Origin of the sequence: Azospirillum sp. A29 (assembly GCF_042604625.1) — a bacterium.
Lineage (GTDB): Bacteria > Pseudomonadota > Alphaproteobacteria > Azospirillales > Azospirillaceae > Azospirillum > Azospirillum palustre.
On the sequence record NZ_CP170466.1, the window covers coordinates 403,589 to 419,524 of the forward strand.

The following is a 15,936-nucleotide window of genomic DNA, read 5'->3' on the forward strand; positions in this document are numbered from 1 at the left end:
CCGAATCGCAGCCGCGACCGTTCGCCGCGCATCGGCGGCTGTACCGCAGCTCGACCGTCAGCGGCTGCGTTGCAGGCCGACCGTCACCCCCACCGCGACTGTCAGCAGAAGACCGACGAAGGCGGCCACACCGGTCCAGCCATAGCCGTGCCAGAACAGCCCGCCGAGCGTCCCGGCGAGCGTCGAGCCCAGATAATAGCAAAACAGATAGATGGAGGAGGCTTGGCCGCGCGCCATCGCGGCGCGGCGGCCGATCCAGGCCGACACGATGGAATGGGCGCCAAAAAAGGCGAAGGTGAACAGGGCGATGCCGAAGGCGATGACGAACAAGTTGTCGATCTCCATCAGCGCCAGCCCGGCCACCATCAGGGCCACCGCCGCCGCCAGCGTGCGGTTCGACCCGAATCGGCCAGACCAGCCGCCGAACAGCGGGGAACTGACGACGCCGAAGCTGTAGACCAGGAACACCGCGCCGACGATGGCCGGGCGCAGTTCGAATGGCGGCTCGCTCAGCCGGAAACCGATATAGTTGAAGACGGTGACGAAACCGCCCATCAGCAGGAAGCCGAGCGAGAAGAGCCCGAGCAGAGCCGGATCGGTCAGAAGTCCGCGCCAAGCCCGCACCAGGGCCGGCAGCCCGGCGGCGCGGCGGACGAAGTGCCGCGACGGCGGCAGGGCGAACCAGACCGTGACGGCGGCTGCAACCGCCAGCGCACCGACCATCCCGACCGCTAGCCGCCAGCTGCCGAGATCGGTGAGGACGGCGGTCAGCACCCGGCCCGACATGCCGCCGATGGCCGTCCCGCCGATATAGAGTCCCATGGCGACGCCGGCCGATTTCGGATCGACCTCTTCGGAAACGTAGGCCATCGCCACAGCGGGCAGGCCGCTCAGCGCCAGACCTTCCAGCGCCCGCACCGCCAGGAAGCCATGCCAGCCCGGAATCAGCGCGCCGACGATCCCGAGTATGCCGGCGCCGAGCAATGCCGCGACCATCACCGGCTTCCGGCCGATCCCGTCGGAAATGGCGCCGGCCACCAGCAGCGCCACCGCCAGGATGCCGGTGGTCAACGACAGCGACAGGCTCGATTCCGCAGGCGTTACACCGAACTCGCGCACGAAGTCGGGCAGCAGCGGCTGGACACAATAGAGAGTGGCGAAGGTGGAAAAGCCGGCGACGAACAGGATGCGGCTGGCGCGCCGGTAGGCCGGAGTGCCCGACACCAGGTAAGCGGGCGATTCATTATCCTGCACTGCCACGATCCCTCACTGCCAAAAAGCCCTGCTGCGCTTCAGAAGATTCGCCACGCTGCCATGCAAACGGCCGGCGGACATTGTGCGCCGAGGGAAAAATTGTCCAAGCCCCCAAAGTCTTGTCCGTCATGCTCCGGACGCAATCCGACGACATCCGGGCCCCGACCGGGATAGCCGGTGCGGAATCGAGTCCAGCCGATACTTGGCTGCTTCGCGGCTTTTCAGGATTTGATTTCCGTTCTATGGTCCAACGGAAACGGTTCGGACTCCGTGGCTGCGGCAGCCGCAGTACGATCGATTGCTCTCCTTTTGTCGAGACCGATAATGGAAAAAGAATATTTCGTCGATGATTACGAGAAGCTGGTTGCGGCTTTGAAGAGCGTCGATCCCATCGATGTGGCGATGAGCAAGGCGGTTGGCGGCGCCTACGAGATTTTCGGCCATATCGAATGCCAGGTGCTGGAGCAGTATGGATTGGCGAACGGTATGTCCGTTCTGGATTTCGGATGTGGCAGCGGTCGTCTGTCCACAGCGCTTTCGCAAAAGTGGGAAATCGAATATCTTGGAGTGGACGTTGTCGACGACCTCCTTCGGTTCGCAGCCTCGAAGGCTCCGCCGCACTACAGATTCCTTTTGAATCACGGGCTGTCCATCCCGGTGCCCGACGCCTTCGCCGACATCTGCTGCGCCTTCAGCGTCTTCACCCATCTCAGGCACGAGGATTCCTTTCTGTATCTGATGGACCTCGTGCGTGCCGCGAAGCCCGGCGGTCGCATCATCTTCTCGTTTCTGGAATTCGCCGATCCGAACCACTGGACGATCTTTACCGACACGGTCGCGGCCCGTCGGCAGTCGGTTCTGCCGCACCTGAATGTTTTCATCGAGCGCAATGCGATCTCACGCTGGGCTGCACATCTAGGGTGTCCGCAGGTCGCCTTCGTCGATTCCCATGACCCGCGCTGGGGCGGCCATGCCCTGGGACAGTCCGTCGCCGTGCTGACCAAGCCGGCTGCCTGAGCAGAGCACCCGATGCGCGGCATCATCGGGGGCACCGACGATGGCCGACTCCATCCGTACCGACCGGCGCTACGGCCTCGCACTGGACCTTGGCGGGGGCGCGCCGTATAACCAGTGCCCCACACAATTCGTTGATTGTTCGAGCCATGCACGACCTTCGCGCCATCCGTGAGAATCCCGAAGCCTTCGACCGCGGCCTTGGCCGCCGGGGACTGGCGCCGATGTCGTCCTCCGTGCTCGACCTCGACAGCCGCCGACGCGCCGCGCAGACCCAGATGCAGGAGATGCAGGCCCGCCGCAACGAGGCGGCGAAGGAAATCGGCCTTGCCAAGCGCGAAGGCCGCGACGCCCAGCCGATCCTGGACGAGATGGCGACCCTGAAGGACCGCCTGCCCCAGGTGGAGGAGGAAGAACGCGCGCTCGGCGCCGAACTCGACGCCATCCTCGCGGGCATCCCCAACATCCCGGCCGACGACGTCCCGGACGGCCCGGACGAGACCGCCAACGTCGAGGTTCGCCGCTGGGGCACGCCGGCCGACATCGCCAGCCCCAAGCAGCATTACGAGCTGGGCGAGGCGCTGGGCCTGATGGACTTCGAGGCGGCGGCCCGCATGTCCGGCGCCCGCTTCACCGTACTGAAGGGCGGTCTGGCCCGTCTTGAGCGCGCGCTCGCCGACTTCATGCTAGACATCCATACCAGCGAACATGGCTTCACCGAGATCGCGCCGCCGCTGATGGTGCGCGACACCGCCCTGTTCGGCACCGGCCAGCTGCCGAAGTTCGAGGAGGATCTGTTCAAGACCACCTCCAGCGACCATTACCTGATCCCGACCAGCGAGGTGCCGCTGACCAATCTGGTCAACGACCAGATCGTGGCGTCGGAAGAACTGCCGCTGCGCTACACCGCGCTGACCCCCTGCTTCCGTGCGGAAGCCGGATCGGCCGGGCGCGACACCCGCGGCATGATCCGCCAGCACCAGTTCTGGAAGGTGGAGATGGTCGCCATCACCGCGCCGGAACAGTCGGAGGACGAGCACCAGCGCATGACCCGCTGCGCCGAGACGGTCCTGGAGCGGCTGGGCCTGCCTTACCGCACCATCGTGCTGTGCACCGGGGATATGGGCTTCTCCTCGCGCAAGACCTATGACGTCGAGGTGTGGCTGCCGGGCCAGAACGCCTATCGCGAGATCTCCAGCATTTCCAATTGCGGCGATTTCCAGGCCCGGCGGATGAAGGCCCGTTGCCGGGCCAAGGGTGAGAAGCAAACTCAGTTCGTGCACACCCTCAATGGATCGGGTGTGGCGGTCGGGCGCTGCCTGATCGCGGTTCTGGAGAATTACCAGCAGCCCGACGGTTCGATCCTGGTTCCTGAAGCGCTCCGTCCCTACATGCGCGGAGTGGAGAGGATTTCCATCTGATGTTCGACCTGCCGCTCGACCTGTCCCGGACCCGGATCCTCGTCACCAACGACGACGGCATCCATGCCCAGGGATTGAAGGTCCTGGAAGCCATCGCGCACGAGCTGTCCGACGACGTCTGGGTCGTGGCGCCGGAGATGGAGCAGTCGGCGGCCAGCCATTCGCTGACCATCAACCGGCCGCTGCGCCTGCGCAAGCTGGATGAACGCCGCTTCACCGTCGACGGCACGCCGACCGACTGCGTGCTGCTGGCGGTGAACCATGTGATGAAGGACGCCCGTCCGACGCTGGTTCTGTCCGGCGTCAACCAGGGCTCCAACATCGGCGAGGACGTGACCTATTCCGGCACCATCGCCGCGGCGATGGAGGCGACCCTGCTGAACGTGCCGGCCATCGCCATGAGCCAGCATTACGAGCCGGGCCAGCCGATCGACTGGTCCGCCGCCGCCGCCCATGGCGCCGACGTGGTGCGCAAGGCGGTGACGGTGGCCTGGCCGAAGAACGTGCTGCTGAACGTCAACTTCCCGGCCCGCCCGGCCGCGGAGGTGACCGGCATCCAAGTGGTGCGCCACGGCAAGCGCAAGATCGGCGACGAGCTGTTCGAGCGCGTCGACCCGCGCGGTAAGCCCTACATCTGGATCGGCACACTGCGCGGCGAAGCCGACGTGGCGGACGACACCGACATCCATGTCGTCTTCAACGGCGGCATTTCGGTGACGCCCGTCTATCTCGACCTCACCCATACGCCGACGTTGCAGACGTTGAGGCAGGCCTTCGTGTGACATACAACCCGCGCAAGATCCGCTTGCTGATGGCCCTTCGCGGGGCCGGCGTCACCGACACGCACGTGTTGGCGGCCATCGAGCGGATCCCGCGCGAGCTGTTTGTCCCGGAGGCCTTTCAGGATCGGGCGTGGGAGGACACGGCGCTGCCGATCGATCAGGGCCAGACCATCAGCCAGCCGCTGGTGGTCGGCCTGATGACCCAGGCGCTGGACCTGCTCCCGCGACATCTTGTCCTGGAGGTCGGAACCGGCTCCGGCTATCAGGCGGCGGTGCTGTCGCGGCTCTGCCGCCGGGTCTTCACCATCGAGCGGCTGAAGCCGCTTCTCCGTGAAGCCGAGGGGCGGTTCAGGGTGCTCGACATCGGCAACATCACCACGCGGCTCGGCGACGGGACGCGGGGCTGGCCGGAGCAGGCGCCCTTCGCCCGTATACTGGTCACAGCCGCCGGTGGGCCGGAGCCGCCAAAAGACTTGACGGATCAACTCGCCATTGGTGGTGTCTTGGTCATTCCGTTGGGGACCGATCACCGCGACCAGAGGGTCGTGCGTTTCCGGCGCTCCGAAGCTGGCCTTATCCGGGAGGACCTGTGGCCCGTCCGTTTCGTTCCGCTGCTGTCCGACCCGCCGCAATCGGTCCGTTCCGCATGAAACCCGCATTTTCCAAGCGCGTCCTGCCCGCCCTGGTCCTGTCCGCCGCCGTCCTGGCGCTCGGCGCCTGCGACCGGGTTGGGGGGCTTGCACCCTTCACCACGGTATCCGAGGTGCCGGATTCGGCCGGCGGCGCCATCAGCGTGCAGAAGGGCGACAGCGCCTACAGCCTGTCGCGCCGCTACAATGTGCCGCTGCGCGACCTGATCGAGGCGAACAAGCTGGCTCCGCCCTACCGGCTGGAAGTCGGGCAGCGGCTGGTCCTGCCGACCTCGCGCCAGTATATCGTGCAGAAGGGCGACAGCCTCTACAGCATCTCCCGGATGCACAATGTCGACGTCAGCGAACTGAGCCGGCTGAACAACCTGACCCCGCCCTATGCGGTACAGGTCGGCCAGCCCCTGCGCCTGCCGGGCAGCAATGACAGCAGCGGGACCATGGTCGCTTCTGGGGTCGCTTCCGGGATCGCCTCCGGCGGTGCCGTGCCGCTGACGCCGCAGGGTTCGCCCGCCGGCCGCGGGTCGGTGCAGGCAGCCGAGCTTCCGCCGCCCGGCGCGTCCTCCTCCGGCTCCATGTCCTCCGGCGGCATCGCCGCAACGCCGCTGCCGCCGCCGTCCAAGCCTGGAGCCGCGCCGGAACCGGCCGTAGCGCCCCCTGCCGCAGCCGGCGATACCGCCTATCAGCCGGGCCAGGCGCCGACCCTGCTGCGTCCGCCCGGCAGCAAGCCGGCGGCCACGCCCATTCCGGCACCAGCCGCACAACCCGCTCCGCCTGCCGCCGCTCCGCAGCAGGAGATTGCCGCCGCTGCGCCACCGAAGCCGGAGCCGAAGGCCGAGGTTGGCGCCCCGCCGCCGCGTGGCGGCGCCCGCTTCCTGTGGCCGGTGAAGGGCAAGCTGATTTCCGGCTATGGACCGAAGCCGGACGGTCTGCACAATGACGGTCTGAACATCGCGGCGGCGAAGGGGACCGCCGTGGTTGCCGCCGATAACGGCGTGGTCGCCTATGCCGGCAACGAGTTGCGCGGCTTCGGCAACCTGCTGCTGCTGAAGCATTCGGACGGCTGGATCACCGCCTACGCCCACCTCGACAAGATCGAGGTGGAGCGCGGCGCTTCGGTGAAGCGGGGGCAGGTGATCGCCCGGGTCGGCCAGACCGGCGGCGTGTCCTCGCCCCAGTTGCATTTCGAGCTGCGCAAAGGCAGCCAGGCCGTCGACCCGAGCGACCAGATGGACCGCAAGGTCAGCGAAGGGACTTCCCGAAGCGGCCAGCCAAGTCCTGGATGAACTGCCAAGCCACCCGGCCCGACCGGCTTCCGCGCGTGACCGACCATTCGACGGCCTCGGCGCGCAGCCGGTCTTCCGGGATCTCCAGGCCGAAATGGCGGACATAGCCATCGATCATCGCGAAATAGGTGTCCTGGTCGCAGTTGTGGAAGCCCAGCCACAGACCGAAGCGGTCCGACAGCGACACCTTCTCCTCCACCGCCTCCGCCGGGTTGATGGCGGTCGACCGCTCGTTCTCGATCATGTCGCGCGGCATCAGGTGGCGGCGGTTGGAGGTGGCGTAGAACACCACATTGTCCGGCCGCCCTTCGATGCCGCCGTCCAGCACCGCCTTCAGCGACTTGTAATGGGCATCGTCATGGTCGAAGGACAGGTCGTCGCAGAACAGGATGAAGCGGCGGGCCTCGCCCTTCAGCCGGGTCAGCAGGCGGGGCAGGGTGGGGATGTCCTCGCGGTGGATTTCCACCAGCGCCAGTTCGCCCGGCCGCTCCGTGCAGATGGCGGCGTGGGCGGCCTTGACCAGCGAGCTTTTGCCGGTTCCGCGGGCACCCCACAGCAGGGCGTTGTTGGCCGGCAGGCCGGCGGCGAAGCGGCGGGTATTGTCCAGCAGGATCTCGCGCTGCCGCTCGACGCCCTGAAGAAGCATGATGTCGACGCGGTTGACCACGGGAATCCCTTCCAGACGGTCGGGATCGGGGTGCCAGACGAAGGCGTCCGCCGCACCGAAGTCCAGCGGCTGGTCCGGCGGCGGAGCGAGACGTTCCAGCGCCTCGGCGATGCGGGTCAGCAAGGGGACGAGCGCCTGATTGGCACCGGACTGATCGCCAGGGCTTTTGATTGAGTGCGACATAATTTTCCGGAAATTTTTTCTGGATGTTCCATGGAAAGTGGGTGCCCGCGCAGCCATCTTTCCGACGCCTTCGCACCGTAACACAGCAAGGCAAGCACACAAGCTGTGGTGCGCCCGCGGATTGTGGCGCATCACCATTGCATCCCGGTCATGGGCGGCTATAGTCGCGGCGTCCCGGCGGAACGCCAATCCAGTGCCGAGACCAAACCTGTAAGGAGCTTCCAGATGTTCGTTTCGACGGCTTATGCACAGACGGCGGCCCCGGGTGGCGGCGGCGGTGACATGCTCGTCCAGTTCGCGCCGCTGATCCTGATCTTCGTCGTCTTCTACTTCCTGCTGATCCGTCCGCAGCAGAAGAAGATGAAGGAGCATAAGGCGATGCTGTCGGCCATCCGCCGCGGCGACCGCGTCGTGACCGGCGGCGGCATCATCGGCATCGTCACCAAGGTCGGCACCGACGACGAGATCACCGTCGAGATCGCGGAGAATGTGCGCGTGCGCTGCCTGCGCTCGACCGTCAATCTGGTGCTCGCCAAGACCGAGCCGGCCGGCAAGTCCGGCGGCGACGCCGCGCCGACCGTCGATGGCGAGGCCAAGCCGGCCGACACCACCGCCGCCGGCGGGATCGGCAAGCTGTTCGGCCGCAAGTAAGCCGCAGCCGGGCCCCTCTTCCACGGGACGGCCCGAAGGCGCTTCCCGTCCGGCCCGGCCGGTCGCCGCTAAAGCGTGGCGGACCGGTCGCCCGGACCGGGTGTCTGATCGGATTCGAGTGACGCATGCTCTATTTTTCGCGCTGGAAGATTTACCTGATCCTGGCGACCTGCATCGCCGGGTTCATCCTGATGCTGCCCAACTTCATGGGCCGCGACACGCTGGCGGCGCTGCCATCCTGGTACGCCAACAGCCGGGTGTCGCTGGGTCTCGACCTGCGCGGCGGATCGCATCTGTTGCTTGAAGTCGACATGGCCACCGTCATCCGCGACCGCGTGGAAGGTCTGGTGGACGGCGCGCGGCAGCAGCTGCGCACCGCCAATGTCGGCTACACGGCGCTGAACGCCGGCGAGCGCGCCGTGACCGTCCAGCTGCGCGACCCGGCCCAGGCCGAGGACGCGGTGAAGGCCCTGCGCCAGCTCTCCAGCCCGGTGGGCCGTTCGGCTCTGGGCGCTGGGCAGCCGGACCTCGACGTGACCGTCAACGGCGGCACGGTGACCGTGGCGCTGAGCGAGGTCGCCCTGCGCGACCGCGCCACCCAGGCCATCGAGCAGTCGATCGAGATCGTGCGCCGCCGCATCGACGAGACCGGCGTGAACGAGCCGACCATCGCCCGCCAGGGCAACGACCGTATCCTAGTCCAGCTGCCCGGCGTCGAGGATCCCGACCGCATCAAGCGGCTGCTCGGTACTACCGCCAAGATGACCTTCCGCTTGGTCGACGTGAACGCCGATCCCGCCACCGGCCGCGCCCCTCCGGGTTCGGAGATCCTGCCGTCGACCGAAGGCGACCGTTACCAGTCCAAATACGTCATCCGCAAGAAGGTCGAGGTCGACGGCGCCACGCTGCAGAACGCGTCGGCCGGCACCAACCCGCAGACCGGCGAATGGGTGGTGAACTTCGAGTTCAACACCGCCGGTGCCAACCGGTTCGCCGAGGTGACCAAGCAGAATGTCGGCCGGCCCTTCGCCATCGTGCTCGACAACAAGGTCATCAGCGCCCCGGTCATCCGCGAGCCGATCACCGGCGGCCGCGGCCAGATCAGCGGCAACTTCACCGCCGCCAACGCCAACGACCTTGCCGTCCTGCTGCGCGCCGGCGCGCTGCCGGCTCCGCTGAAGGTGATCGAGGAGCGGACCGTCGGTCCCGACCTGGGCGCCGATTCCATCCGCGCCGGCCTGACCGCCGTCGTCGTCGGCTTCGTGATGGTCTGCATCTATATGATCGCCTGCTACGGGCTGTTCGGCGCCTTCGCCTGCTCGGCGCTGTTCATCAACCTCGTGCTGACGCTCGCGGCGCTGTCGCTGCTGCAAGCCACGTTGACGCTGCCGGGCATCGCCGGTGTGCTGCTGTCGCTGGGTCTGGCGGTCGATGCCAACATCCTGATCAACGAGCGCATCCGCGAGGAGACGAAGAAAGGCCGTGGGGTCTTCGCCTCGATGGAGGCCGGCTTCAGCCGCGCCTACAGCACCATCGTCGACAGCAACCTGACGACGGCGATCAAGATGGCGCTGCTGTTCGTCTTCGGCACCGGCACCATCAAGGGCTTCGCCGTCACCATCACCTTCGGCATCCTCATCTCCATGTTCACCGCCACGGTGCTTGTGCGCCTGATGATGGTGACGTGGCTGCGCCGGACGCGTCCGGCCGTGTTGCCGGTCTGAGAGGTCTTCCGATGTTCCATCTCCGCCTCGTCCCCGACAACACCAAGATCCCCTTCATGAACGGCCGCATCGCCGGCCTCGTCGTGTCGGCGATCCTGTCAATCGCGTCCATCGTCCTGTTCTTCCATCCCGGCCTGAATTACGGCATCGACTTCCGTGGCGGCATCGTCATCGAAGCCCGCACGCCGCAGGCCGCCGACTTCGCATCGCTCCGCCATACGCTGTCCGGCCTCGGCATGGGGCAGGTGGCGTTGCAGGAGTTCGGGTCGCCGCAGGACGTGCTGATCCGCCTGGAACGCCAGCCCGGCGACGACGCCGCCCAGCAGGTCGCAGCCGACAAGGTGCGCAACACGCTGGCGCAGTCCATCCCCGGCACCCAGGTCCGCCGTGTCGAAGCCGTCGGCGCGTCGGTCAGCGGCGAGCTGTTCGCCAATGGCATGCTGGCGCTCGGCCTCGCCATGCTGGCGATGCTGGTCTACATCTGGTTCCGCTTCGAATGGCAGTTCGGCTTCGGCGCGGTGGTGACGCTGATCCTCGATATCACCAAGATCGTCGGCTTCTATGCCATCACCGACATCCAGTTCAACCTGACGGCCGTGGCGGCGATCCTGACCGTCATGGGCTACTCGGTGAACGACAAGGTCGTGGTTTATGACCGCATGCGTGAGAATCTGCGCATCTACAAGAAGATGCCGCTGCGCGACCTGATCGACATGTCGATCAACGAGACGCTGAACCGCACCGTCGGCACCTCGGTCTGCACGCTGCTGTCGATCATTCCGCTGGCGCTGTTTGGCGGCGAGGCGCTGCAGGACTTCGGCATCGTGCTGATCTTCGGCGTTATCCTTGCGACCAGCTCGTCGGTGTTCATTGCCGCCCCCATCTTGCTGTTCCTCGGCGAGAATCGCCTGCGGCGCGGTTCTCCCGATGCCGCTTCGGCGGGCAACACCCCGGCGACCACGCCGTAACGCCGGACGTTTGGGGAAGGAGAGGGCAGCATGGCCGACATCATGCCGATGATCCCGTCGGACCGTCAGGTCATCGACGGCTACGGTCCGGGACAGTTCTGCATTTCCGGCCAGTGGCACGTCGGCGCGGTGATCGTCCTGCCCGACCGCACCCTGGCGTGGGAGGCGACCGACGTCGCCTCCCTGTCGGTGGACGATTTTGGGTCGGTGTTGGCGGCGGAGCCGAAGGTGGAGATTCTGCTGCTCGGCACCGGTGGCACCATGCGGATGATTCCGAAGGCCCTGCGCCTGGCTCTGCGCGAGCAGGGCATCGTGGTGGAGCTGATGGACAGCCGTGCGGTGTGCCGGACCTACAATGTCCTGTTGGCCGAAGGTCGGCGGGTGGCTGCGGCGATGCTGCCGGTATAAATCCGAATCCCCCTCACCGGAAACGACAAAGGCGCCCGAAAGGGCGCCTTTGCTTTTTCATACCTCGACGGGAAACGTTACGCAGCCAGCTGCTCGGCGGCGAAGTCCCAGTTGGCGAGATTGTCGATGACCGCCTTCACGAAATCGGCGCGGCGGTTCTGGAAATCGACGTAATAGGCATGCTCCCACACGTCGATGGTGAAGAGCGGCTTCTGGCCGTGCGCCAGCGGGGTGTCGGCGTTGCCGGTCTTGCCGACCTTCAGCTTGTCGCCGTCCAGGTACAGCCAGGCCCAGCCCGAGCCGAACTGGGTCAGGGCGGCCTGGGTCAGCTCTTCCTTGAACTTCTCGACGCTGCCGAAGTCGGCGACGATGCGCTGCTCCAGGGCGGCCGGCATCTTGCCGCCGTCCTTCTTCAGGCACTGCCAGAAGAAGGTGTGGTTCCACACCTGGGCGGCGTTGTTGAAGATGCCGACCTTGGACGAATCGCCGGCCGAGGCCTTGATGACCTCCTCCAGGCTGGCATTGGCCAGCGGAGTGTCCTTGGTCAGGTTGTTCAGGTTGGTGACATAGGTCTGGTGGTGCTTGTCATGATGCAGGTGCAGGGTCTCCGACGAGATATACGGAGCCAGAGCGTCGTACGCATACGGAAGCGGCGGAAGTTCGAACGCCATTTGATTTACCCTCTCTTATTTGATTGTCCTTCCGGGCCGGGCCTTGCGGGCACGGCACCTCCGTCCGTCCAAATAGGCCGATGACGGAAGCTTGTGAAGGCCGGAAACACTCTCGAACGTCGTATAGGGTTATTTCCATTCGACAAAGTGGCCTCCGCCGCCCGGTTTCCCGAGCGCACGGCGGCCTCCAAGGTGGCGGGAAGTCCCGTTTCCGTCCAGTCGCCGGCCAGCGTCAGGTTGCTCCAGCGCGTGCGCGTCCCCGGTCGGCGCATCACCGATTCGGGAGACTGGTCGGGGGTCGCCCGCCGCTCCTTCACCACGCGGACGGGCGGAATCTGGCCCCCGAGTCGCGGTGCCGGGCGCAGGTGTGGGGCGATCTCCGCCCACAGGCGGCCGGCGATCTCCTCGGCCGGCAGAGCGGCCAGCGCATCCGCGTCGCTGACGGTGACCGACAGCAGGTCGTCGCGGGCGAACAGCCATTCCGCGGTTCCGCCGACCAGCCCGACGAAGGGCAGGCCGCCCGGCAACTGCACCGGCCCGTCGAGCTGGAAATGCAGATTGACGATGGCCGGCCCCGGTGGCGGCACAGTCAGACCCGGCACCAGCCGGTCCGCCACCCAGGCCGGTGCAGCGACGATCATGCTGTCGAGCGGGCCAAGTGTCACGGTGCTGCCGGCGGCGGAAAATCCGCTCACGCGGTCCTGATCGAAGGTCAACCCATCGACCCGGGCGCCGAGATGCAGCGCCGCACCGGCCGACCGCAATCGTGCCAGGGCCGGCTCGACGAAAGCAGCGGACAGGCCGTATGGCGCCAGCACCGGCCGGCAGGCAGCCTCGCCGCGCAGCAGCGTCTCGCGCAGCACCGCGCCGAAAAGGCGGGCCGAGATGCGCTCCATCGGCCCGTTTAGCGCGGACACCGCCAGAGGGCGCCAGAGGGGTTCGAACAGCGCTCCACCGGGGGGGAGGCGGTCGGCAACGGAATGCTTCCGACTGGCCGTCAGGCAGCGCAGGGCGGCGAGATAGTCGAGCGGCCGGCTGCCCGGCACCCGGCGCGCCGGGTCGAGCAGCCATAGCCCACCGGGACGGAGGGTCCAGGCAGCACCGTCGCGCAGATCGAGGAAGGGAAAGGTCGCCGGCCGCAGTTCCTCCAGCGCATCGGCTCCGCCGGTCCGCCGGGCATAGTCGAGCAGCGCCCGGTTGCCGCTGAGCACCATATGGTTGCCGTTATCGATCAGCCGGCCAAGCGTCGCGTCATGGAAGCTTCGGCAGCGTCCGCCGGCCTGCGGAGCCTGGTCGTAGAGAGCGACGCGTTGCCCAGCTTCCACCAGCCGGACGGCGGCGGCAAGCCCGGCGAGCCCGGCACCGACGACATGGACGGTTCCGGTGCCGCCCATCAGCCGGCCGGAGGGATGCCGAGCATGCAGCGCACCGCCACCCAGGCGCTTTCCCGCCGGCCGACGCGGACGCGGGCCTTCAGGTCGCGCCACCCGGCGGCGCGGAGGCGCTTCAGCAGGCGGTGGTACAGCACCATCATGGCGGTAGCCGCCCACAGTGATCCGCGCGCCTGCCCGGCGATGGCGGAGCGTGCCTCGGCGAAGCGGGCTTCCGCGAGATCGGCCAGCGCCTCGCAGGCTTTGGGCAGAGCAGGGTTGGCCAACACCTCGTCCGGGTCGGTGGCGTCGATGTCGGCGGCCCGCAGCAGCTCGCGTGGCAGGTACAGCCGGCGCAATTCTGCATCCTCGGCCAGATCGCGCAGGATGTTGGTCAGTTGCAGGGCCTCGCCCAGCGCTAGGGCGAAGCGCTCCGTAGCCGGGTCGGCACGATCGAAGACACGGATCGCCAGCATGCCGACGGCACCGGCGACGCGACGGCAATAGAGCCGCAGGGTGTCGAGATCGGGCGCCTGCATGCCGCCGGCCTCCTCGCCGGCGACATCCATCGCCATGCCGTCGATCAACGCCTCAAACTCGGCCCGCGGCAGTCCGTAGCGCTCGATGGCGCCTTTCAGCGCAGCGGTCAGCGGGCCGCCGGGGGCACCACCGACATAAAGGTCGCGGATGTCGCGGCGCCAGACGTCAAGGGCGGCCCGCTTGTCTGCGGGCTCGCCCGGTTCGTCGGCAATGTCGTCGATCCGGCGGCAGAAGGCATAGATGGCGAACATCGCCGCGCGCTTGGACGCGGGCAGCAGACGCATCGGCCAATAGAAGGTGCTGCCGGACTTGGCAGTGACGGAGGTCGCTGTATCGGGCGCCGTCCTGTCCAGCGCATTTTTGTCCGGCGACGTCGTGGATACCGGTTCCAGCGGGGCCGTCTCCAGCGGCGGAGGGGTCATCTGTAACATCCTGGGCATTGCACGTCGTGACGTGCCTGACGGTGCACGTCGCGACGTGTGGCCCCGGAGTTTATGCGGCGGAGAAGCTCCGCGCCAGCCCCCGCGCCACGGCGGCCAGCTTGTGGTGTGCACCCAGCGTCACCCGCGTCTTCATCGGGTCGCGGGACTTCAGGCGCCGCGACAGCGATTCGGCGAGGCTGAGGATCACCGCCGCCTCCATCCGCAGGCCGCGATGCTGGATCAGGCCGGGCAGGGCGGCGGCGCGTTCCAGCAGGCGGTCGGTATGCTCCAGCGCCTGATCGAAGATGGCGCGCATGCGGGCGTCGCTCTCGACCTCGACAAGGCGCTCCACGCTGATTCCGGCCTCGTCGAACCAAGCCAGCGGGATGTAGCAGCGTCCGAGCTGCGTCCAGTCCTCCCGCGCGTCCTGGAGATGGTTCAACACCTGCAAGGCGGAGCAGAGCGCGTCGGACGCCGGCCCGGCGGCCACACCCTCGCCATGCAGCTCCAGCAAATAGCGGCCGACCGGATTGGCCGAGAAGCGGCAGTAGAGAAGCAGGTCGCTCCAGCTATGGCAGCGGGCGCCGACCGAATCGCGGCGGAAGGCGCGCAGGATCTGGCGGGCATGGCGGTCGCTGACGCCGGTCTTCTGCAGGCTCTCCCGCAGATCGGTGGCCGGCTTCAGGTAGGCATGCTTGGCCTGGCCCGAGGTCAGCGCCCGTTCCAGCGCCTCCAGATAAGCCAGCTTGGTCTCCGGTTCGAGATCCGCATCGTCGGCGATGTCGTCGGCCAGACGCACGAAGCGGTAGAAGGCGATCACATGCGGACGCAGATGCTTCGGTATCAGGCGGGACGCGACGGGGAAATTCTCTCCCGATTCGTCCTTGCGTGCGACCGGACCGGTCTTGCGGGGTTTCGTCGGGGCGATGTTGAAATCCGTCATGGGATCCCTGCCTGCTGCGCGTCGGGGCTGGCGGTGCGACCGTGTGTGCTTCATATAGGCGTAGCAACAGGCTTTGGCCCGTCCTTCCATCGTTCCTCCCCTCTTTTTCCAATCGGGCATCCCATGGTGAAGGCTGCGACCGACCTGTCCTATTGCGGACGGGAGGTTCGGAAATATGACAACGACCACTTTCTGGCAGGTCTGTTCACCCCCGCCGACAGGCGCGAGGCCACATTCGCGCTCTACGCTTTCAACCTGGAGATCGCGAAAACGCGCGAAGTGGTCAGTGAACCGATCCTTGGCCAGATGAGACTTCAATTCTGGCGCGACGGGATCGAAGCCGTCTATGAGGATGGACCCGTACCCCGGCATGAGGTGATGGAGCCTCTGGCGCAGGCCGCACACGGGCTGGCATTGAGCCGGTCCCTGTTCGACCGTCTGATCGACGCCCGGGAAGCCGATCTGGACGACACGCCGCCGGCCGACCTGACCTGCCTTGTCAACTACGCCGAGGTTACCGGGGCGCCGCTGGTCCAGCTGGCGCTGGAGATTCTGGGCGTGCGGGATGCGGCGGCGATGGCGGCCGGGCGCCATGTCGGCATCGCCTATGCCCTGTCCGGCATCCTGCGCGCAGTGCCGTTCCTGGCGCGTCAGCACCGTCTGCGTCTGCCGGACGACCTGATGCAGCGCCACGGCGCCAAAGCTGAGGATCTGTTCGCCGGACGCTCGACACCGGAACTGAGGCTGGTGGTGGGCGAGATCGCCGATGCGGCACGCAAGCATCTGGCCGAGGCCCGCGCCCTGCGCCGCGACATGCCGAAGGCGGCGATCCCGGCGCTGCTGCCGGCGACGCTGGCCGACCTGCACCTGGGCGTGATCGCGCGCGAGGGCAACGACGTGTTTGCCCCGCGCGTCCTGCTGGCCAATCCGTTCCGTCAGCTTCGGCTGGGCTGGGCGGCGATGCGCGGGCGCTACTGACACCCGC

16 protein-coding genes are annotated in these 15,936 nt (G+C 67.1%); 10 read left to right on the forward strand and 6 right to left on the reverse strand.

Annotated elements, in window-relative coordinates; all coding sequences use genetic code 11:
• Positions 1–57: 57 nt before the first annotated feature.
• Positions 58–1,254 (reverse strand): MFS transporter, encoded by a 1,197-nt coding sequence (locus tag ABNQ38_RS16705; RefSeq protein ID WP_377809373.1) that lies wholly within the window; start codon positions 1,252–1,254, stop codon positions 58–60.
• A gap of 324 nt (positions 1,255–1,578) precedes the next feature.
• Between ABNQ38_RS16705 and ABNQ38_RS16710 the strand changes: the two genes are divergently transcribed.
• From ABNQ38_RS16710 to ABNQ38_RS16730, 5 genes are all read left to right on the forward strand, one after another.
• Entirely contained in the window at positions 1,579–2,271 is a 693-nt protein-coding gene (locus ABNQ38_RS16710; protein ID WP_377809374.1) for a class I SAM-dependent methyltransferase, read from the forward strand.
• Between the two features lie 146 nt (positions 2,272–2,417).
• Complete coding sequence (gene serS, locus ABNQ38_RS16715; RefSeq protein WP_377809375.1) at positions 2,418–3,689, forward strand: serine--tRNA ligase; 1,272 nt, start codon at positions 2,418–2,420, stop codon at positions 3,687–3,689.
• Entirely contained in the window at positions 3,689–4,471 is a 783-nt protein-coding gene (surE, locus tag ABNQ38_RS16720; protein ID WP_098739824.1) for a 5'/3'-nucleotidase SurE, read from the forward strand. The genes serS and surE overlap by 1 nt, the downstream gene beginning before the upstream one ends.
• On the forward strand, positions 4,468–5,121 hold the full coding sequence (locus tag ABNQ38_RS16725) for a protein-L-isoaspartate(D-aspartate) O-methyltransferase (protein ID WP_377809376.1): 654 nt from the start codon (positions 4,468–4,470) through the stop codon (positions 5,119–5,121). Before surE ends, ABNQ38_RS16725 begins: the two co-directional genes overlap by 4 nt.
• Complete coding sequence (locus ABNQ38_RS16730; protein ID WP_377809377.1) at positions 5,118–6,404, forward strand: peptidoglycan DD-metalloendopeptidase family protein; 1,287 nt, start codon at positions 5,118–5,120, stop codon at positions 6,402–6,404. Before ABNQ38_RS16725 ends, ABNQ38_RS16730 begins: the two co-directional genes overlap by 4 nt.
• Here ABNQ38_RS16730 and ABNQ38_RS16735 read toward each other — a convergent pair.
• Positions 6,361–7,254: an ATP-binding protein gene (locus ABNQ38_RS16735; protein ID WP_377809378.1), complete on the reverse strand. Its 894-nt coding sequence runs from the start codon at positions 7,252–7,254 to the stop codon at positions 6,361–6,363. The two genes, ABNQ38_RS16730 and ABNQ38_RS16735, sit on opposite strands and share 44 nt — an antisense overlap.
• A 225-nt stretch (positions 7,255–7,479) precedes the next feature.
• Here ABNQ38_RS16735 and yajC point away from each other — a divergent pair, with 225 nt between their 5' ends.
• The 4 genes from yajC to ABNQ38_RS16755 all read left to right on the forward strand — a co-directional run bounded on the left by yajC (position 7,480) and on the right by ABNQ38_RS16755 (position 11,005).
• Positions 7,480–7,905 (forward strand): preprotein translocase subunit YajC, encoded by a 426-nt coding sequence (gene yajC, locus ABNQ38_RS16740; RefSeq protein ID WP_377809379.1) that lies wholly within the window; start codon positions 7,480–7,482, stop codon positions 7,903–7,905.
• Between the two features lie 125 nt (positions 7,906–8,030).
• Positions 8,031–9,629: a protein translocase subunit SecD gene (secD, locus tag ABNQ38_RS16745; protein WP_377809380.1), complete on the forward strand. Its 1,599-nt coding sequence runs from the start codon at positions 8,031–8,033 to the stop codon at positions 9,627–9,629.
• An 11-nt stretch (positions 9,630–9,640) separates the two neighbouring features.
• Positions 9,641–10,597: a protein translocase subunit SecF gene (gene secF, locus ABNQ38_RS16750; RefSeq protein ID WP_109446224.1), complete on the forward strand. Its 957-nt coding sequence runs from the start codon at positions 9,641–9,643 to the stop codon at positions 10,595–10,597.
• Between the two features lie 30 nt (positions 10,598–10,627).
• Positions 10,628–11,005 carry an Mth938-like domain-containing protein gene (locus ABNQ38_RS16755; RefSeq protein WP_377809381.1) on the forward strand — a complete coding sequence of 126 codons (378 nt, stop codon included), beginning with the start codon at positions 10,628–10,630 and terminating at the stop codon, positions 11,003–11,005.
• Positions 11,006–11,082: 77 nt separating this feature from the next.
• Here the strand turns inward: ABNQ38_RS16755 and ABNQ38_RS16760 are convergent, their stop codons facing one another.
• The 4 genes from ABNQ38_RS16760 to ABNQ38_RS16775 form a co-directional block, all read right to left on the reverse strand.
• Positions 11,083–11,676: a superoxide dismutase gene (locus ABNQ38_RS16760; protein ID WP_174469938.1), complete on the reverse strand. Its 594-nt coding sequence runs from the start codon at positions 11,674–11,676 to the stop codon at positions 11,083–11,085.
• A gap of 5 nt (positions 11,677–11,681) precedes the next feature.
• The gene (hpnE, locus tag ABNQ38_RS16765; RefSeq protein WP_377809382.1) at positions 11,682–13,070 is read right to left on the reverse strand and encodes a hydroxysqualene dehydroxylase HpnE; all 1,389 of its coding nucleotides are present in this window, start codon (positions 13,068–13,070) and stop codon (positions 11,682–11,684) included.
• Positions 13,070–14,008 carry a presqualene diphosphate synthase HpnD gene (gene hpnD, locus ABNQ38_RS16770; RefSeq protein WP_377809383.1) on the reverse strand — a complete coding sequence of 313 codons (939 nt, stop codon included), beginning with the start codon at positions 14,006–14,008 and terminating at the stop codon, positions 13,070–13,072. The genes hpnE and hpnD overlap by 1 nt, the downstream gene beginning before the upstream one ends.
• 70 nt (positions 14,009–14,078) lie before the next feature.
• Complete coding sequence (locus ABNQ38_RS16775; protein ID WP_109050087.1) at positions 14,079–14,951, reverse strand: squalene/phytoene synthase family protein; 873 nt, start codon at positions 14,949–14,951, stop codon at positions 14,079–14,081.
• A 123-nt stretch (positions 14,952–15,074) separates the two neighbouring features.
• Here ABNQ38_RS16775 and ABNQ38_RS16780 point away from each other — a divergent pair, with 123 nt between their 5' ends.
• A complete protein-coding gene (locus ABNQ38_RS16780) occupies positions 15,075–15,929 on the forward strand; it encodes a phytoene/squalene synthase family protein (protein ID WP_377809384.1) in 855 nt (284 codons plus the stop codon).
• Positions 15,930–15,936: the final 7 nt, after the last annotated feature.